Genomic DNA, 18030 nt, shown 5'->3' with positions numbered 1-18030 from the left:
GGGAGAGAATCACAGTGAGTAATTCTACCTCTCATTTGATACAGCAGCAGATGTACACACGGGAACGGCGTGGTATTTTCCGTTCAACGGAAGGCTTCGATACGGTGGCCAATTCCAAGGGGCTGGACACTACCTTTATTAAAAAGGTGCTGCATCCCTTGTGTGTGTATGATGCGCCTGCTGCTTTAACAGCGCGTGGTGAGAAGCAGGAGAGCGTCTACCCGGAAGCCATGCATCTGGTACGGACGGAGTCAGGGGATGTGGTGCTGGGACGCAGTATCTACAAGGCAGCGGATTTTACCGGGCTGCGGAGCGCCTTTTTTACGCACAATTATGTGATTCCAGCCGGGCAGGGTGAATCTCCGTCTGATTACAAGCAGTGGCTGAACACATCTTTTGTCGATACTTACGATATTGAGCAAGGAACGGAATTGCCGGAACTGGAGCGTCTGCCGGGTGGGAGCGTATTTCCATCTGTTGATCCGTCTGGGGTGCTGTCTCAATTGCAGCTCGGTGAAGAAATGTTCAAGCAGCTTCTATATGCAGTCATGATGTCGGCTACTGGCCGTAAAAAGGTATATATAGCACTGAACGTTCCAGTAGAAGCGGTGGCATCTTCAGCCAAGCTGCTGCTGGGTGTGTTGTATGCGGCGCTGCCTTATGCATTTCGCAACAGGCTCGGATTTCTTACATATGCGAAGGAGCCACACAGCAGAAAAGGCATTCATTTGATGTTTGTTGAGCCTTTCAGTTTGCGTCCCGGGGATCGGAATGTGGAAAAGGATTTTGTATTTGACCTGACTAACAGTGGTCGGGTACTCAATGTGGATGCAGAGCAGGTGAGACAGCCGTATTTTGACTGGATTGCCCATACGCTACTGAATGGCGAGACGCCGGACGATTTTTTCAAATTTGCCGAGCAAATGCTGACTGGCATGGAGGCCGGGCGCGATCTGACGCTATCCAGCTATCACGAGCTCATTACACTGTACAGAATAGAGCAGGGAGAGCGCGGGCTATATAACGAACGGCGGATTTCCGTGCTGAGAAGCTTGACCGACTATTTATCTTCTCCCGATGCGTTGCCCCGTAAAATGCGGCTGAATGACTTATTTCTGTCGTTTTTTGATCATGAATTTGATCGGGTGAAGGATGGATATATTCCTGACGTGGGTCTGGTCGACTGCTTCAAGGATTACTATAAAGTTCACGCGCGTAGCAGCGAGAATCGGTTGGTGGAATATTTGATCCGCTCGCTGAATAACGCCTATACCGCCAGAAATACGGAAGCTGTCACTTATATTTATCATACGATTGAAGAAAATCCTTCATTGGGCAAGTCGTATTTTACGAAGGTGCTGGGTAATCCGGCGCTCACGAAGATGCTGTTCATTCCCTACATGGACAGTCAGATGAAAAGAACACCAGATGTGAAGGGTTTGCTGGCTGTCGTGCATGAATGGGGCAGTCGATATATTGAAGTATCGTCGAATGCTGATTTTCAGCTTTTAGCTGAGTCCGCATTGATGGGCAGACTGCGTGCCGAAAGAAAACCGGTAGAGGCTGTGGCTGCTATTCATCAACGGTTGCAGCAATGGAAAAGTAGCTCTACGGGGGGCAAGCTCTCTCCACTGGAGCAATCCGGGTTAACGGAACGCTTGCAGGAAGCGTCGGATCGGTATTTGCTTACCGAAGTGGAGCTAAAGGAAATCTCACCTGATCAGGTCGTACAGATTCCGTTCTTTACTCGGCCTGACTTGGTGCAGTGGGTCGGGAAGCTACCGGCTCCGCTCAAGGGACAAGCGGTGCGCTTGATTGCGGCTTACGATTGGTTTAGCACGGAGAACCCGGAACCGTCAGTGCTGGACGGTCTGGAGCCGGGCGAGGTGGAAAAGGTGCAGGACTGGGCTTACAGTTGGCTGCCCCAGCAGCTTGCGGAGGGCCATTTTGCCCGTCTGCTGCCCGCCTTTTATCGTTCCGATGGCACGGGCGAAGGAATACTGGATTTTGCTCGATTGGTTAGCTCGATCCGCAAATGGGCGAAGGATAACGATACGATGTACCGTTTTATCCGCTGGTCGGAGGGACATGCCGAATTTGCTACGCCACGAGGCGGTTTTGAACCAGCCTATCGACGTGCGTTGCTGTTGTTCTTCCAGAAGGAAGGACGCGAAGGGCTGCATAAAAAAACGCTGTGGCGTGAATATTTTGAGCCTGCCAAGCCTGTTTTTAAAAATTTCTATCTGACAGCGAGGCGTGAGACGGATACACCTTTAGTCAAAACGCTTCGTCGCTTCCGCAAGGGTGGGGTGATTTCCGGGATCGTGCTTGTCGTCATTGCAGGCACGCTAGGCGGCCTGAAAGCAGCGGGGGTAATCGGCTCGGAAGCCACGCCAGCACCTGTCACTACACCCAAGCCAGTGCAGCCGCCTGTAGTGGAGCCTGCAGTACCCGTAAAGGAAGAGCCCACGGCGATTGTGACTCATGTGCCCAACACCAAGGCGACTACGAAAATGGTCAAGCTGCTGTTTGCTTTTCAAACATCGGCGGAGCAGGCGGCGTTTAAGCCTAAAAAGCTCGACATTGTCGGTGCGGATCAACAGGAGTATTCATACGAAAATTTTACGCTTACTGAGCAGAACGACAAGGAAGCAGCCAGTAAAGCTAACACTGGTCAGTCCGGTGACGCGAAAACCGGAAGTGCCACTACAGGAAGCACGACAGCAGGGGGGGCTACTGGCTCAACGGTTGGCGGGGGTACATCCAGCAGAAACAGCGCTGATCAGGCCGGAACGGTGACAGGCCAATCGGGCGCAGGCACGACATCGGGGACTCCTACAGGGGGGAGCGGCACAGCAACCGATGGAACCACAGGCAGCAGCACAACGTCAGGTGGTGCTACAGGAACAACATCTAATCAGGGTACAGGTTCAGTCAATGGAACCGGGACCGATTTTAACGCGTCAACCGAGTATGACTTGAAGCAGTATCCTTATCGCACACTGCTGACCATTTGGCAACGGCTGGAGCTAGACGATGCCAGTACAGTAACGGTGGATGGAAAAGAGTACCCGCTGGTTCAAGTGAAAACCGCAGACTAAGCCGTATTCCAATGGTTTCTCATGTACAAGCAATTATACATGAACCAACAAGCAAAGAGACGGGCTTCCCTTACTGGACTCGTCTTTTTGCTATACATAAGATTTTAAATAAGTTTAACTAGAAATGTACTTAAAAACGACTAAAGTATTGACACTAGATAGGCGACTGTTTAAAATTAGTTGGAATTCAAACTATTAAAATCCAAAGATTGTGGAGGTTAGTAACGACATGGGAAGCGAGGTGTATCCCGTTTGTCTCCCCTGGGAGGAAGAGAGCACGATGTATTTAATTAAATGGATTTTTACAACAGTCCGGCGCGAGATTGAGACGGCGTTGCGTCCTTTAGGGCTTACCTCCCCGCAATCGCAGACGCTTTATATACTGGCAATGTCGCCTGGAGTGACCAATACGGATTTGGAAAAGCTGCTGCTTATAGATAAATCAAGCGTCACCAGCCTGGTGAACGGGATCGTTAAGAAAAATTGGGCAGTACGCAAAAGTCACCCGCAAGATGCGCGTATGAAGCAGATTTATTTGACTGAGGAAGGCTTGAAAATTCACAAGGTAGCTGAGCATACAGTTGAGCAGATTAAAAGCTCGGTAGGCGAAATGTTATCTGTGGGGGAGTTAGAGGCTCTTCGAGGTCTGTTGAAAAAAATACTTCACAATTACCATCCTGCGAGCGCCCGCGTTTGAACGGATATGCCCGGATAGGGGGACTCAAAAGCTGACTTCTTGCAGCATAGATAGTTTTTACAGGAGAGGGAGAGACCAGATGATAAAAGAACAAACTTATCCCAATGCGGATAAGCTTATGCGTGTGTTGGCCTTCACACTCGTTTTTTCAGTGATGAACGCCTTTATGTTTAATGTAGTCATGCCTGTGATTCGCGAGGAGTTTCATATTAGTTCTTCCGATGTGAGCTGGCTGTTGACCGGTTATATGATTGTGTATGCGGTTGGCTCGGTGACCTACGGTAAGCTGGCGGATAAATACCGTCTCAAGGATTTACTGACGTTTGGGATTATCTTTTTTGCACTAGGTTCGCTTATTGGTCTGTTGGCCAATCAATTTTGGATGCTGATTATAGCCCGTCTGCTTCAGGCCGCAGGGGCTGCTGTTATTCCGGCGACAGCTATGATCATTCCTGTCCGCTATTTCTCTGCTGAAAAAAGAGGACGCGCCTTGGGCATTACTGCAATCGGATTGGCACTGGGTACGGCGCTGGCTCCGATTATTTCCGGTTTGATTACAGGCTTTGCAAGCTGGCGTTTTCTGTTCGTTATTTCCATGCTGCCGCTTATCGCCTTGCCATTCTTTCGCAAATATTTGGACAACCAGCGTGGAGAGAATCAGAAATTTGATTTTCTCGGTGGATTGCTGCTGGGCGGAACGGTAGCCTTCTTACTGCTTTCCATTTCGCAAAGCAATATTATATTTTTTCTGGTCGGTATTGTGCTGTTTGCTCTGTTTATATGGCGGATCACTACCGCTAAAGATCCATTCATTCAGCCCAAGCTGTTCCGTAACAAGCAATATTCTTACGGATTGTTTATAGCCTTCTTGGGAGCAGGGGTTAGCTTTGGGCTGCCGTACCTGGCTCCGCAGTTTCTGAACAGTCTCAATCAGCTTACGCCTGCAACAATTGGATTGATTATGTTTCCGGCTGCCATTGCGTCGGCTTTGCTTGGTAAAAGCGGTGGGCGTTTGGCCGATAGCAAAGGAAATTCATTTCTAGTCTACATGGCAGTTACGCTTATGTTTATCTGCTTTATCAGCTTGTCTACCTTTGTGGGCGCGTCTCCGTATCTCATTTTATTTTTGCTCATTTTCGGCAACGTAGGTCAAACCTTTATGCAGATTGCCATGTCTAACACGATTTCCCGTACCTTGTCGAGGGATCAGATTGGTGTTGGAATGGGGCTGCTGTCTCTGCTGAATTTTATTTCCGGTGCAGTGACGACAAGTATTTTGGGTAAAACGCTAGATACCTCGTCTACCTTTCACCTGAATCCTGTCGTATCCAACGTGCAGGTGTTCAATTTCAGCAATATATTTACGGTTCTTGCGCTGATTTCGCTCGCGACCATGGTACTTTACGCCTTGCAGTTTCGCCGGGGCCCTCGCCGCAATACGACTGCTGCCCAGCAAGGATAAACATTTTATGCAAACTCATGCCAAAACAAGGGTATAATATAGAAGGAAAAGTTCATCTACGGAAGGATGGAGTGTCCGGCATGACAAGAAACCTTCAATATGTACCCTATGGCTATGAGCCTCCAGTCGAGACGCATAAAGGGACTATGATCTATTATGATACGTTTGAGCAGATTACAGCTGGAGAGCTGGATATTTTCGCTGAAACGGGAGCTGCGTTATCCTTTAAAAAGCTGGTACTATACCCGTTACATGAGGAAACAGTCAGAAGAATGTGGAAGCAGCCGGTTCGCTCGTATTACAAGCGGGTGGACGACCTTGGGGAGTGGCAGCGGGAGCAGGCTTTGAGTGCTGTCGTAATCGAGAGCTGGGAAGGTAAACGCAAAAAGTATACGCCGATTGAAGCAGCAATCCGTTTTCTGGCAGAAAAATATACTCCCCCGCTTTTTCTGTATATGAGTCCTGAAACTGCAAATTTGTGTGCATCCTATGCATCGTTTGATGAATGGATCAGAAACGTCAGATTGGTGCTTTCGACCGAACCATTAGAACTTCATCCGAAGCTGGCACAGTACCGTAATCGCTGGAATACAGTAGTAGAAGCGATAAACCGTCAGTCAAAGGTTGACAAAGAGCACCATGAATTATAGAATAGAACTAATCGTAAAAATTACTATTGTAATTGTATACCATGTATTCCATTTAAGGAGGAAGAGAAATGCGCGTAATTGTTACCTTGGCATGCACCGAATCTGGTGACCGCAACTATACAACAACCAAGAACAAAAGAAATCATCCGGAGCGTCTTGAAATGAAAAAATACTCTCCGCGTCTGAAAAAGTATACGATTCATCGTGAAACTAGATAATGTAGGTTTGCTACATAGCAACCTGAATTGTTTTGCGTCCTGAACGAAGCCTGAAATCTAATGAATGTAGGGCTTCATGAAAGGAGCCATGGCATGGTCTCTCCACTTCATGATGAAGAAATCGTGTTAAGTTTGCAAAAGCCTGCGTTATGGAACCGGCGAAAACTTGAATTAGTCCAGTGGATAGAGCGTCCAAAGATAAAGCTTACGCCTAAGCGAATAGCTTTTTTTCATGGCTGTACGATAGATGCGGAGCTGCATGGTACGCTTTGCCTTTTGAATCGAAAGCACGTGGCAACCGAGTTCTCCTGTGCTGGTGTCAGCATTTGGGACGAGCCGGAGGACCATTCACTATATGCTTATATAACGATGAAGGCTGACGAAAGATCCGGAGCGTTCATGCAATGGGCGATGCGATATATGCGGCATCGTTTGCTTGTCGTTTACGAACCTGAGCGCAACCGTTACGATCTGTCGTCTTTTTTTCTGGGACATAACCGTTCCTTTTGCCAACTGATGGAGTATTGCGCCAGTACGTTTGAGTTTGAACCAAAAAAATGATATGAAAGCTTAGGTGAATAATATGAAAAAAGATCTTCATCCAACATTGAACAAAGTTATCTTTTTGGACCCTAGCTGTGGATTCTCTTTCCTGAGTGCTTCCACTAAGTATTCCCAAGAAACGATGGAATGGGAAGACGGCAACACATACCCGGTTATCCGTGTAGATACCAGCTCCGCTTCTCACCCGTTCTTCACTGGTAAACAAAGAAACGTGGATATCGGTGGACGTGTGGATCGCTTTAACAAAAAATATAACCTTTAGAACAAGACGAGCGTTATGTTCACGGATTATACAAATAATTCGTGAACATCGCTTTTTTTATTATCTACAGATAGATACATACGCAAATGAGAACAACAAATCATTTTACACATGGTGTTTTGGATGAGATTCATGGTTATTGTGACCGTTGTACGGATCAATTGCGCAAGAAGTCTTAATGAGTGAACCCTCCGACAGAAGTGGAGGGTTCTTTTTTATATCAAACCAGATTTGTCTGTTAAAGCGAAATGAAGCACTGCTCCCATTGATCAGCAATGGATGCTTTGTCCAGATGCTCCCCAATGAGCGTGACGTACCCCTGACTCACGGGGAGTGCAGTGGGTTGCCACTCCAAATGACTTCCTGAATATTGCAAAAGCATTGTACCTTCGTGTGGAAGCACGCAATAGCCTTTCGCCCGAAGCAGCGAGGAACCGAGCCCGGTCAGGAAGCTTTCCAATCGTTGCTTTTCCAATGGCTGTGGAGAATATTGATGCAGCGTTAAGCTCTCCAGACGGGAAAACGAATGGGGCTGGTTGGCATCGTGGTTATGGCTATGACTGTGCGCAGAAATGACTTTAAATGCCGTACTTCTGGAGATACTGCCAGGTCGTCCGATACTTTTGGCGGAAATAGGGGCGGACGATGGGGCTGCATCGGTTCGCTGAGCCTGTGCTGATTCAGGTTGAGGTACCTGTACAGGTTTTGCGGCAACGGATACGGAAGCCAGAACAGGCTCTAGCAGTGGTTCAAGGTCAACCCGACTATATTCAGCGGTTTGCAGCTTGGCCGTATCGTTGAGCTTGCGAATACTCTTGATGACCTTCGTTACTTCACGGGTACTAGCCGCATCTGTCTTGTTCACCACAATGAAGTCTGCGTTGCGAAGTTGCCCGTGCAGGGTTCGAACCAGCTCTTTGTCAGCGGTGAAGCGGCTGTTGTATTCATGAAAAAGCTTAGCGTCCACAACACTGATGCTGTGAACCAGATAAAGCCGATCCGCCAGCAGCGGGGAGCGAAGCTCTTCCAGCACTTGCTCAGGGTTGGCTACCCCTGTGGTTTCCATGAAGATCAGATCCGGCTCCTGACTGAGCAGGGTGTGCAGAGCGCCTGCCAACTCATTTCTTTTGCTGCAACAAATGCAGCCCTCCAGCAGTCCTTCCACCGATACGTCGGGCATTTCTTCAGAAATAATGGCACCGTCTACATCGTATTCACCCATTTCGTTCATTAATACAGCGGGACGGAGCGGAAGTTGGCGGGTATGGGCCAGCAAGCGCAGAAGCAGTGTCGTTTTGCCGCTGCCAAGAAAACCGCTGATTAATATCACAGGAACCTTGTTCATCATTATTCCTCCTTGTTAGGGTTAGTGTGTTGCATTCAAGCGATCAAAGGTGGCTACCGAATCTGCCTGGGTATAAACATAAGGGGATTCCGGCTGTGCCACAGTGGTTATTTTCTCGGATCGAATTTCGAGTACGGGAGTATTGCCTTTCTGTGTGGCATGTAATGTGCCTTCAATGGTCACCCACGTATCCTTGTCAAAGGACGGGACCTTCTTGGATTGGACGATGATTCCGAATGGCATGGCATCGGCAGTACAGCACATGACAAGGAACCTTCCCACCGCAAATAGACCTTTGCCCGGCAGGCTGCCGTCTTTGTAGACAAAGCCAGTCACCTGCACCTTTTTTCCTTCAAAAGCGTGCTTATACAATTCGATGGCTCCAATGGTTTCGGAAAAAATCTCCGGTTTGATTTGTATGATCGGCTGCTGATATAGACGTTTCGCCAGCTCGGCAAATTCTACGTTGTACTTATCAGGCGGAACGAACAGCTGATCCAGTGTTTCCTGACTCCATTTTCCCCCTGGAGGGGGCGAAGCTGGCGCGGGAGAGGCGGTCGATAAAATGGAGGAGGTCGGTGCTTTCGTGGTCTGTATATCTGTTTTGCGCCGGATCTCCGGGTTGGGATACGTGAAGGACATGCCTTTTTTGGCTGCCATATCACTGCCAAGCGCCTGATTGGGCAGCAGCGAACCGAATAGCAGCGGAATGAGCAGCATTCCATATACGAGCGTTTTTTTGAACCAGCTTTGCGGCAACGGATGCTCGCAATCACATAAATCCTCACCTTCTCGCTCCCCGGCTATGCCGTGCCACGCCATAGCCAAGGCGATGAACAGCAGGGGTACGGGGCAGAGCAGGAGCAGCTTTTGCATTTGCGGAGCCAAGTAGTAATGAAGGGAATTCGATTGACTCAATGTGATGATATACACAGCCAATCCAATCATGAGCAAGGAGCGCATGCCATACTGCCAGCGGATGCTAAAGGTTGAATTCACGTTCGTATTCACCTCCCCAATAACCATTCAGCAGCTATAGAGCCCACCAGGACAAGCGAAACAATGAGCAAGCACAGGACGGCGACAAATTTGGTGCGGAAGGTGCTTAGCAGCATGAGCGTGCCTTTGAAATCCAGCATCGGGCCGAGCACAAGAAAGGATGCCAGCGGACCCAGTGTAAAGGTATGCGAAAAAGCAGTAGCGACGAAGGCATCGGAGGTGGAACACAGGGACAGTACGTAGGCAAAACCCATCATAAAGGCGTACGAGCCAGCCGTTTCACCGCTTAACGAAAGCATTTCATCCCGTGGGATGAAGGTCTGGATGGAGGCTGTCAGCAACGCGCCGATAATGAGATATTTACTCATGTCCAAAAACTCGTCGCCAGCATGTACAAAAAAGCCCCGCCATGTGCGATTGTGGCGATGAGTCTGGTTGTTCTGCTTTGGCTGGTTAAAAGAGAGCAACGACCGTTTGAGCGGATGCACACGCACAAAGGCATACACGATCAGCCCGATGATCGCAGAAACGACAAAGGCCAGCCCCATTCGAACGGCAGTGACCTCGGGATGGGAAGGAAACGCCATCATCGTCGCAGCCAGCACCACAGGATTGAGAATCGGCCCGCTTAAAATAAAGGTGATGCCCATATAGGCAGGCATTCCCTTGAGCATCAATTGGCGGACGACAGGGATCATACCGCATTCACAGATGGGAAACAGCAGACCCAGCAAAGAGGCCAGCAGGACACCCGGCACAGGATGCGCAGGCGCTATTTTGCGAATCCATGTTTCCGGTACGAGCCATTGCAAAAGGGATGAGACGAGTACACCAATAAGGAGAAACGGGACAGCTTCCAGAAAGATGCCCATAAATACCGTTTTTAACGGTTGCAGTTGACTCATATCTAACGAACGAAGCCATCGGGGAGATAGCGTAACAAGCACAGGGATGAGAAAGGCAAACGGAATCATAAAAGGCAGCATCTTCAACAGCGTACTGGTTTTCATTCCACGGCTCCTTGGAAATAAGGGTTCTTATCTACATCCTATGCCTGTCATGGGACAAACATGCCCGCTGGTAGCGTCTGGAGTACTCCTTTATGGACAAGTTCAAGCGTGGTCATCTATATAATTGTGTTCTTTAATTGGACAATATGCCTGTATTAATTCGTAAATATTACAATTAAACTTCAACAAACGATTGCAAGAAGGAAATTTTTACGGTACGATCCTTATTAAAACGTTGTAAAGACAAGGAGGATTTTATGATACCGATTGTTGTTTTATCCGGATTTCTGGGCAGCGGTAAAACAACTCTTCTTCAGCATGCGCTGGCTTACTATAAAGGGCAGGGACTCAAGCCGGCTATTTTGATGAATGAGTTGGGCGATGTTAATTTGGACGGCAGTCTTGTGAACGGCCAGGCTCCCATGAAGGAAATGCTTAGTGGCTGCATATGCTGTACCATTCGCGGAGATTTGGGCGTGGAGCTGATGAACCTTGCCGAGGAATATAAGCCGGACGTGATTATCGTTGAATGTACCGGAGTGGCTAATCCGATGGAAATTGTAGATGCGGTGACAGATGCCTCCATCTATTCCTCAATGATTTTACAATCCGTTATTACGGTGGTGGATGCGCGTCAATTTCTGGATTTTGCCTCAGGTCACGAGAGAAACAAGTCACATCGCCTGATGCAGGATCAGCTTCGATGCGCTTCCAAGCTGATTATTAACAAAATTGATTTATTGGCTACGGGCGAGCTACAGGAGGTACAGGCACTCGTAAAAGAATTAAATCCATACGCGCTGACTGTGAGCACGCAACGAAGCGACGTGGACGTGGATACTTTTTTCTCCATTCAAGGAGAGGAACGTATGGACGTTTCGGGGCAAAAGGAATCCATAGCCGATAGCGGGAATGATCACCATCATTCGGAAAATCATCTACACGCTCATGATCATGGAGACCATCACCATCATGACCACCAGCACCATGAGCATGACCACGAACACGAACATGGGGAGCATTATCATTCCTACGACCATGTAGTCGTTCACACGCATTTCTTTGGACAACCTGTGCCACGCTCCGAGTTTGAACAGTTGTTTCGCAGTTTGCCAGCTGAAATTTACCGAGCCAAAGGAATTGTGCGTTTTCTGGAATCAGAGGGTCAGATGATGTTCCAGTTTGCCTACCGGGAGCTGGAAATCATTCCGATTCGCCCGCAAAAGCCGGTGAATGATGTAGCCGTCGTCATGGGCGAAAATTTCTCTGCTTCCGAGATTGAAGAACGGTTGAGAAAGCTGGAAGCGGCCGAAAAGCCATTGACTGGTTTATGACCCCAGGAACTAGCGGCATTTATCCGTCAAAACATAATTCTCGCGCTAACGTAGCTGGAAAGCCTGCTTTCGGTACTTTAGAAAAGGCCAAAAATATTTTTGATGATGTGGACAAAAGCTTTGCCGAGGTAAGCTGGGAAGAAGTCGTGAAGCGCAATCCTGACGTCATTGTGATTCTGGATTATGGAGATACCTCGCTGGCGGATAAAGAGAAGCTGCTGCTGAGCAAGCCGGCGCTGGCTGGTGTAGAAGCGATCAAAAACAAAAGATTCGTAGTTCTGCCTCTCTCAGCAGCGGCTGAAGGCGTGCGTGCGCCGATTGCGCTGAAAACCTTGGCTTCTGGCCTGTATCCGGACAAAGTAAAATAAACGAGTAAAAGATCTGCAAAACATTGACGAACCTTTCCTAAACTGTTAAACTTGCTAATGCGTAAAGGTTACGTTTATCAAACGCTTGTTTTTTTATTATCTAATCGTAATGATTACGGTAGATGGTTTGATGAGAATAAACGACCTGGAGAATCTGCGCGGAGGTATATCGTTCAGATGGCTCCAGGCTTTTTAAAGGAAAGGGAGATTTGCGTCATGTTATTAGCCTCACTGGAACAAGTTACATTTGGCTACGGGGACGTTCCTAACCTGGTGGATGCCAATGTTGAAATTTTTTCTGGCGAATTTGTGGCCATTACCGGGCCAAATGGGGCTTCCAAATCGACAATGCTCAAATTGTTGCTCGGTTTGCTTCAACCTTGGAAGGGCAAGGTGTTTATGTCCGACCGCACAGGTGAGGGCAAGAAGCTTGTTGTTGGATTCGTATCACAGCAAATTGCTGCTTTTAATGGTGGATTTCCAAGTACCATCCTGGAATTTGTCCGTTCAGGAAGATACACTCATGGCTCGTGGTTGCGCCGTATGCGGCCCGAGGATCATGATCTGACAGAGCAGGCGCTTCGTCAGGTAGGCATGTGGGATTTGCGTCATCGTAAAATCGGCGAGCTGTCCGGTGGACAGAAGCAGCGCATCTGTGTGGCACGAGCGCTCGCTCAGGAATCGGATTTGCTCATTTTGGATGAGCCCACGACCGGGATGGATCAGGAAAGCCGCCATCACTTCTACGATCTGATGAATCAGCAGGTTAAGGAATATGGAAGAACCGTAGTCATGGTTACCCATGGACTATCGGAAGTGCAACATTATCTGGATCGTATTATTGAACTTGAGAGGAAGGAAGATGGCGGATGGAAATGCTGCACTACGACTTCATGCAGCGGGCATTTTGTGCCGGTGGGGTAATTGCACTGCTGGCCTCGGTGCTTGGAGTGTACCTGATGCTGCGGCGTCAGGCTCTGATGGCGGACATGCTATCGCATGTATCACTGGCAGGGGTGGCAGCGGGTGCCTATTTGGGCATTAATCCGACAATAACCGGTTTTATTGTAGCTATAATCGGAGCGATTATCGTTGAATACGTCCGCAGGTCTTATAAAACGTACAGCGAGATTTCTGTGGCAATTATTATGGTAGGCGGCCTGTCGACGGCTGTGATTCTAATGAACCTGAATCAGAGTATTAATAAAGGCTTTTCCGCTTATTTGTTCGGTTCAGTGGTGGCGGTCAATCAGACAGAGCTGATGTTGATGATCGCAGTCGCTGTGATCGGGGGTATTTTCTTTTTCGTATTTCGGCGTCCTTTGTATCAGATTACCTTTGATGAAGAAACGGCGAAGACAAACGGCCTTCCTGTCAAATCTATTTCATTTGCGTTTAGCATTTTGACAGGGATGATTGTAGCTGCTGCAATGCCGATTGTCGGTGTGTTGCTTGTCTCCTCACTGATCGTGTTACCGGCTGCATTGGCGATTCGAATTGCACCGAGCTTTGCCGCAGCCATCTGGATATCTATGGTGACCGCATTGATCGGGGTATTTTCGGGTTTAACGGCGTCGTATGAACTGAGTACACCCCCAGGGGGGACGATTGCCATGGTGCTGTTATTATTCCTGATCGTGGGAATCGGTATTCAAAAGCTAGTCCGCAAACTGGGTAAGCAGCAGGCTTCCCGGCAGAAGAATGCAGCACGCCAGTGAATGAAACAGTTCGTATTCTGAAAAACCAAACAAATAAAGGAGTTATGAACATGAATACTTGGTTCAAAAAATCATTCGTATTGTCTGCGGGGCTGGTACTTATTTTGTCCGGCTGCGGAGTCAAATCTGATAATACAGCTACAAACACTCCCCAAACCGAGCCAAATCAGGCACAAACGACGGACAGCGGCAAAAAGCTGAAAGTGGTTACCACTTTTTATCCGATGTATGAGTTTACAAAACAGGTCGCTGGAGATCATGCTGATGTAACCGCGCTGATTCCTGCTGGTGCGGAGCCGCATGACTGGGAGCCAAGCGCCAAAGATATGGCACAGGTGAAGGATGCTGATGTTTTTGTATATAACGGTATCGTCGAAGGCTGGGCAGAGCAGGCTTTGAGCAGTGCGTCTAACGACAAGCGTGTTGTGGTTGAAGCAAGCAAAGGGCTGAACCTGATGGAAGGTACTGCTGAGGAGGAAGAAGGAGAAGTACACGCTGAGGAAGGTCATAGTCACGATCATGTGCTGGACCCTCACGTATGGCTTGATCCGGTATTGGCCCAAAAGGAAGTAGAGTCCATTAAAGCGGGTCTTATCTCTGCAGATTCTGCGAACAAAGCAGATTATGAAAAAAATGCTGATGCTTACATCGCTAAATTGAAAGAGCTGGATACCGAGTTTAAAACAGGTCTGAAAGATGTAAAACGCAAAGACTTTATTACCCAGCATACTGCTTTTGGTTACCTGGCTAAGCAATACGGTCTGACCCAAGTGGCGATTGCCGGACTATCTCCGGAGCAAGAGCCTACACCGGACAAGCTGGCGGGCATTATCAAATTTGCCAAAGAGAATAATGTTAAAACGATTTTCTTTGAAACCCTTGTTGATCCAAAGGTCGCTGAGACCGTAGCTACTGAAATCGGTGCAAAAACCGATGTACTGAACCCACTCGAAGGACTGACAGACGAAGACAAACAGAAGAACCTCGACTACCTTGGCGTTATGAAAAACAACCTGGAGGCTTTGAAAAAGGCCCTGAATGAATAGAATAATGCAGACAGACGTCGGGGACTATACCGGCGTCTGTTTTTTTATGTATCCTCGGCGTCATTTTCATTAACTAGTGCTAAGGTTCCAGTGGATACCTAGTACTTTGTGATCTTCACCCTACAGGAATAATTTACGTTATTATGAAAAGCTTTTTTGAAAACTAATTCAATAGTATCTAGTTTAAAATTTCGTTTGTAATCCTATGGTAGCGTTTTTATTTTTACAGATTTTTTCTATTAACTTCAGTTATTATTTCACCGATATTGAAACTTGGATATGCATTTTGTTCAGCAGTCAGCATCTGAATGAAGAAGTACGATATATAAAACGACAGGAGAGATTACCTTGGCAACAATTATAGTCGTTGACGATTCTTTATTTATGCGATCTGTACTTAAGGATATTTTTTTGGATTTGGGTCACTCTGTTATTGCGGAGGCGGAAAATGGGTATGATGCTGTTTTGAAATACTCGAACCTTCGTCCAGATTTAATCACCATGGATATCAATATGCCCAAGATGGATGGACTTGAGGCTGTTGAAAAGATTATAGGGCTTGATCCTCAGGCTAAAATTTTAATGTGCTCTGCTTTGGGTCAGCAAGAAGCGATTATCAAAGCATTTCAGGCAGGTGCAAAGGATTTCATTGTTAAACCATTTCAAATGGAGAGAGTTGTGAATGCAATCACAAAAATATTTGGTAGTTGATTGATCGGGTTAACCGTACCCATTCATGATGATGGCTGCAATCCATAAGTTGAACAAGAGAGCATTTCTATGACATAAGATTTTAATTTACATAAATATAAAGCATCTTGAAAATGAGTAAGAGGGTTGTGATTTAAATGAATGTGGAGATGAATAGGATGAGTAATCGGGTTTTGTCTCAAAAAGTATTTATCGATGAACTGATCACCACGATTAGGAAAGGAGGACTTGTCCCGGTAAGTTATGAACACCTCATTAGCGAGCAACGAGAAAGAATAGATGCTCTTAACAGTGAACTTACCGCGCGTATAGAGGGGGTGGAAACGGATTTAATTCCTAATTCGACATATTCCATCCCCTTTTCCAATGGTGAAATTATTTTTCTTGCTCGTTACATTGTACTCATCGGGGACAACACCGAGGGTTACTTTGTTTTTTACAGAGCTGAAGAATGTGAAAGTCCGGAAGAGTATCATTTTATAACAAGCTCTTACCAGCTTCCGCATTTGTTACCTGAATTATCTCTTATGTTACAAGAGCATAGCGCTAATGAGCCTGTTGATATCCTGACTTATTGGAATGGCCAAGCCTATCCATTGAAAAGCTTGAATAAAGAGGATATCAAGCTGTCCACCTACGAATTTTAATCCCGCACCAGCGGTTTAATTCTGGATAAGCGTTAAATGGCAAGCCCCTTATCACTTGGAGGCTTGCCACTTTTCTAATGTTAAGAACTGTCCAACTTCGAGGGAGTGTTTAAATATTGAATTAGTTGTGGACGTGCTGTGATTCGTTATTATTTAGATGAATATTCGTTTACTTCGAATGTCAAAATTTTATTGAATATTACATAGTCTTTGCGGCTGTTGAAAGGGCCCTTGTTATTGGTATGTCTATCAATGGCGAAGAAGGAAGCACCCCGTCCGGCATCTTTAGCGTCATACCACTGAATGAAAGAGGCTAGCTCCTTCTTGCTCATATCAAATTCTTTTTCAAGCCCGTTATCCATAGTCACAACCAGAATTGCACGGTCACCACTCGGCTGTGAGGGTTCGGATGGTTCAGAGGGCTTTGACGGTTCAGACGGTTCGGAGGGTTTAGTTGGTTCAGACGGTTCAGGAGTTGGCGCTACCTCGACAGGTTTAAAGGGAAGTAACGACCCATCAGTATCAATTGCATATATAAATAAATAGTTGGGTGTATTATTTACAAATTCAACAGAGTGCTCTCCTTGAGGCAAGTTTAATTTTTCGTACATGATTTTACGGGCTGCTACGTCACTTCCAGTCAAAGAAAAGTTATCAACCTTAACACCATCTATAATGACATCAATGCTGCTAGAACCAGACCACCAAGTGGTGGAAATTAATCTTAATTTAGTACCTTTAAAATTAAACTTTAGACTTGTTCCAGATTTTTGCCAGGGAGAAGTCCAGGTTATTGGGCCGGTATTATCACGAAACCAATTACCACCAAGATAGGTGATCTCGGGCGTATTCGCTTCATAACGAGACCATCCTTCTTCCGGTTTATTAAGGACATCCCCCGTAGCCGCTGCATATATGCTGTGGCTAGTACTAAAAAAGAGAACCATCATCCAAACCATCGTGAATAAAGTTAGCTTTACAAATTTCATAATCATTACACTCCTTTAAATTTTATTTTCTTACCAAGACTACAAAAAATGAAAAGTAATGTCTAAACATTAATGTCTATATTTATAAATAAATGTTTATAAAACCCATATACATTGGAGTTTGGAATATTCTACGTTCCAGGATATAGGCTTTAATGCTATGATGTTCTATTGCATATGGGCTGGCATTACGATTGGGAAGATCCATTTTTGATGTCAAAGCGTGTTAAATAATCCCCTGAGAGCATCACATTCTCTCAGGGGATTATTTAACATTGATAATCAAACGCATGTTCGCATATAATACAAACAAACGTTCTGATAAGGAGTGAAGGAGCATGCTGGAAAAATACGTGGGACAGATCGTGGAAATCGTGTATATGGACCGAAAGGGCAAGCTGTCTCAGCGGTGCATTGAGGTGCATCGTGTGCGGAACGGTTTGATACGGGCCACCTGTTTACAGACAGGCCAGCTACGCGTTTTTCGATTAGATCAGGTACTGGCATGGCATCCGGTAACCAGAACAGCATAGGAGGCGTTTACGATGGGGAAAAAGCTTGAAGGGAACGGCATATGGGAAAGCTCGCGCATGATCTTGCCTGAGCATCGGGATGCTTATTTGCGACTGATGAAGGAGCAGGGGAGACGCGGCAAGCCGACATTGGACGATCAGGAAATGCAGCAGATTGAGCGGGCGATCATCGTTTCCTATAACGAGCGGAAGCCCATTACGCTGCGGGTATTCAATCCATTTGATGACGAGGAGCTGTGCGGGTTTGTGACGGTGATTAACACGAGTCGGCGGGAAGTGAAGCTGTCTCGTGGGGAAGAGGATTTTAGCTGGATTAAGCTGGAGGAAATTATAAAGGCAGATATATGAGCATTTTGCAACAATCCCAAGAGCGATT

At 46.8% G+C, this 18030-nt stretch carries 19 protein-coding genes and 1 pseudogene; 16 read left to right on the top strand and 4 right to left on the bottom strand.

The window, feature by feature from the left end; translation table 11 throughout:
- The first annotated feature begins 14 nt into the window (after positions 1-14).
- The 7 genes from QD47_RS16525 (at position 15) to QD47_RS16495 (ending at position 6954) form a co-directional block, all read left to right on the top strand.
- Positions 15-3101 carry a GAP1-N2 domain-containing protein gene (locus QD47_RS16525; RefSeq protein WP_044647174.1) on the top strand — a complete coding sequence of 1029 codons (3087 nt, stop codon included), beginning with the start codon at positions 15-17 and terminating at the stop codon, positions 3099-3101.
- Between the two features lie 229 nt (positions 3102-3330).
- Positions 3331-3798 (top strand): MarR family winged helix-turn-helix transcriptional regulator, encoded by a 468-nt coding sequence (locus QD47_RS16520; protein WP_044647173.1) that lies wholly within the window; start codon positions 3331-3333, stop codon positions 3796-3798.
- A 79-nt stretch (positions 3799-3877) separates the two neighbouring features.
- Positions 3878-5260 (top strand): MFS transporter, encoded by a 1383-nt coding sequence (locus QD47_RS16515; RefSeq protein ID WP_044647172.1) that lies wholly within the window; start codon positions 3878-3880, stop codon positions 5258-5260.
- Positions 5261-5340: 80 nt separating this feature from the next.
- On the top strand, positions 5341-5910 hold the full coding sequence (locus QD47_RS16510) for a hypothetical protein (protein WP_044647171.1): 570 nt from the start codon (positions 5341-5343) through the stop codon (positions 5908-5910).
- 68 nt (positions 5911-5978) lie between these two features.
- Positions 5979-6128 carry a 50S ribosomal protein L33 gene (rpmG, locus tag QD47_RS16505; protein WP_007430271.1) on the top strand — a complete coding sequence of 50 codons (150 nt, stop codon included), beginning with the start codon at positions 5979-5981 and terminating at the stop codon, positions 6126-6128.
- Between the two features lie 93 nt (positions 6129-6221).
- Positions 6222-6689, top strand: coding sequence for a hypothetical protein (locus QD47_RS16500; RefSeq protein WP_044647170.1), 468 nt, complete (start codon positions 6222-6224; stop codon positions 6687-6689).
- A 22-nt stretch (positions 6690-6711) separates the two neighbouring features.
- Positions 6712-6954, top strand: coding sequence for a type B 50S ribosomal protein L31 (locus QD47_RS16495; protein ID WP_014281334.1), 243 nt, complete (start codon positions 6712-6714; stop codon positions 6952-6954).
- 238 nt (positions 6955-7192) lie between these two features.
- On the opposite strand, the gene QD47_RS16490 is transcribed toward QD47_RS16495, so the two are convergent.
- From QD47_RS16490 to QD47_RS16480, 3 genes are read right to left on the bottom strand one after another with little or no spacing between them, the layout of a single operon-like run.
- On the bottom strand, positions 7193-8302 hold the full coding sequence (locus QD47_RS16490; protein WP_044647169.1) for a CobW family GTP-binding protein: 1110 nt from the start codon (positions 8300-8302) through the stop codon (positions 7193-7195).
- 18 nt (positions 8303-8320) lie between these two features.
- Complete coding sequence (locus QD47_RS16485) at positions 8321-9298, bottom strand: TIGR03943 family putative permease subunit (RefSeq protein ID WP_044647182.1); 978 nt, start codon at positions 9296-9298, stop codon at positions 8321-8323.
- Positions 9299-9306: 8 nt separating this feature from the next.
- Positions 9307-10308 carry a permease gene (locus QD47_RS16480; protein ID WP_044647168.1) on the bottom strand — a complete coding sequence of 334 codons (1002 nt, stop codon included), beginning with the start codon at positions 10306-10308 and terminating at the stop codon, positions 9307-9309.
- Positions 10309-10565: 257 nt separating this feature from the next.
- Here QD47_RS16480 and QD47_RS16475 point away from each other — a divergent pair, with 257 nt between their 5' ends.
- The 7 genes and pseudogenes from QD47_RS16475 to QD47_RS16445 all read left to right on the top strand — a co-directional run bounded on the left by QD47_RS16475 (position 10566) and on the right by QD47_RS16445 (position 16132).
- The gene (locus QD47_RS16475; protein WP_044647167.1) at positions 10566-11642 is read left to right on the top strand and encodes a CobW family GTP-binding protein; all 1077 of its coding nucleotides are present in this window, start codon (positions 10566-10568) and stop codon (positions 11640-11642) included.
- Between the two features lie 83 nt (positions 11643-11725).
- Positions 11726-12010, top strand: a pseudogene (locus tag QD47_RS16470) (ABC transporter substrate-binding protein); the annotation flags it as partial.
- A 216-nt stretch (positions 12011-12226) separates the two neighbouring features.
- On the top strand, positions 12227-12934 hold the full coding sequence (locus tag QD47_RS16465) for a metal ABC transporter ATP-binding protein (RefSeq protein ID WP_025685519.1): 708 nt from the start codon (positions 12227-12229) through the stop codon (positions 12932-12934).
- Complete coding sequence (locus QD47_RS16460; RefSeq protein ID WP_014281343.1) at positions 12880-13728, top strand: metal ABC transporter permease; 849 nt, start codon at positions 12880-12882, stop codon at positions 13726-13728. The genes QD47_RS16465 and QD47_RS16460 overlap by 55 nt, the downstream gene beginning before the upstream one ends.
- Before the next feature lie 50 nt (positions 13729-13778).
- A complete protein-coding gene (locus tag QD47_RS16455) occupies positions 13779-14774 on the top strand; it encodes a metal ABC transporter substrate-binding protein (protein WP_044647181.1) in 996 nt (331 codons plus the stop codon).
- Positions 14775-15122: 348 nt separating this feature from the next.
- The gene (locus QD47_RS16450; protein WP_044647165.1) at positions 15123-15485 is read left to right on the top strand and encodes a response regulator; all 363 of its coding nucleotides are present in this window, start codon (positions 15123-15125) and stop codon (positions 15483-15485) included.
- Positions 15486-15643: 158 nt separating this feature from the next.
- Positions 15644-16132 carry a hypothetical protein gene (locus QD47_RS16445; RefSeq protein ID WP_044647164.1) on the top strand — a complete coding sequence of 163 codons (489 nt, stop codon included), beginning with the start codon at positions 15644-15646 and terminating at the stop codon, positions 16130-16132.
- A 149-nt stretch (positions 16133-16281) separates the two neighbouring features.
- Here the strand turns inward: QD47_RS16445 and QD47_RS16440 are convergent, their stop codons facing one another.
- The gene (locus tag QD47_RS16440; RefSeq protein WP_044647163.1) at positions 16282-17121 is read right to left on the bottom strand and encodes a hypothetical protein; all 840 of its coding nucleotides are present in this window, start codon (positions 17119-17121) and stop codon (positions 16282-16284) included.
- Between the two features lie 338 nt (positions 17122-17459).
- Between QD47_RS16440 and QD47_RS16435 the strand changes: the two genes are divergently transcribed.
- On the top strand, positions 17460-17654 hold the full coding sequence (locus QD47_RS16435; protein ID WP_044647162.1) for a hypothetical protein: 195 nt from the start codon (positions 17460-17462) through the stop codon (positions 17652-17654).
- Positions 17655-17666: 12 nt separating this feature from the next.
- Positions 17667-18002, top strand: a complete 336-nt coding sequence (locus QD47_RS16430; RefSeq protein WP_044647161.1) for a YolD-like family protein — start codon at positions 17667-17669, stop codon at positions 18000-18002.
- The last annotated feature ends 28 nt before the right edge of the window (positions 18003-18030 follow it).

The organism is Paenibacillus terrae (genome assembly GCF_000943545.1).
GTDB classification, from domain to species: domain Bacteria; phylum Bacillota; class Bacilli; order Paenibacillales; family Paenibacillaceae; genus Paenibacillus; species Paenibacillus terrae_A.
This window is presented reverse-complemented; position numbering and strand designations above follow the sequence as displayed.

Coding starts and splice junctions, on each gene's coding strand:
- QD47_RS16480 (WP_044647168.1), bottom strand. CDS start 10,308: ATGAAAACCAGTACGCTGTTGAAGATGCTGCCTTTTATGATTCCGTTT.
- QD47_RS16500 (WP_044647170.1), top strand. CDS start 6,222: ATGGTCTCTCCACTTCATGATGAAGAAATCGTGTTAAGTTTGCAAAAG.
- QD47_RS16430 (WP_044647161.1), top strand. CDS start 17,667: ATGGGGAAAAAGCTTGAAGGGAACGGCATATGGGAAAGCTCGCGCATG.
- QD47_RS16495 (WP_014281334.1), top strand. CDS start 6,712: ATGAAAAAAGATCTTCATCCAACATTGAACAAAGTTATCTTTTTGGAC.
- QD47_RS16510 (WP_044647171.1), top strand. CDS start 5,341: ATGACAAGAAACCTTCAATATGTACCCTATGGCTATGAGCCTCCAGTC.
- QD47_RS16435 (WP_044647162.1), top strand. CDS start 17,460: ATGCTGGAAAAATACGTGGGACAGATCGTGGAAATCGTGTATATGGAC.
- QD47_RS16445 (WP_044647164.1), top strand. CDS start 15,644: ATGAGTAATCGGGTTTTGTCTCAAAAAGTATTTATCGATGAACTGATC.
- QD47_RS16475 (WP_044647167.1), top strand. CDS start 10,566: ATGATACCGATTGTTGTTTTATCCGGATTTCTGGGCAGCGGTAAAACA.
- rpmG (WP_007430271.1), top strand. CDS start 5,979: ATGCGCGTAATTGTTACCTTGGCATGCACCGAATCTGGTGACCGCAAC.
- QD47_RS16455 (WP_044647181.1), top strand. CDS start 13,779: ATGAATACTTGGTTCAAAAAATCATTCGTATTGTCTGCGGGGCTGGTA.
- QD47_RS16460 (WP_014281343.1), top strand. CDS start 12,880: ATGGAAATGCTGCACTACGACTTCATGCAGCGGGCATTTTGTGCCGGT.
- QD47_RS16520 (WP_044647173.1), top strand. CDS start 3,331: ATGGGAAGCGAGGTGTATCCCGTTTGTCTCCCCTGGGAGGAAGAGAGC.
- QD47_RS16490 (WP_044647169.1), bottom strand. CDS start 8,302: ATGATGAACAAGGTTCCTGTGATATTAATCAGCGGTTTTCTTGGCAGC.
- QD47_RS16465 (WP_025685519.1), top strand. CDS start 12,227: ATGTTATTAGCCTCACTGGAACAAGTTACATTTGGCTACGGGGACGTT.
- QD47_RS16440 (WP_044647163.1), bottom strand. CDS start 17,121: ATGAAATTTGTAAAGCTAACTTTATTCACGATGGTTTGGATGATGGTT.
- QD47_RS16515 (WP_044647172.1), top strand. CDS start 3,878: ATGATAAAAGAACAAACTTATCCCAATGCGGATAAGCTTATGCGTGTG.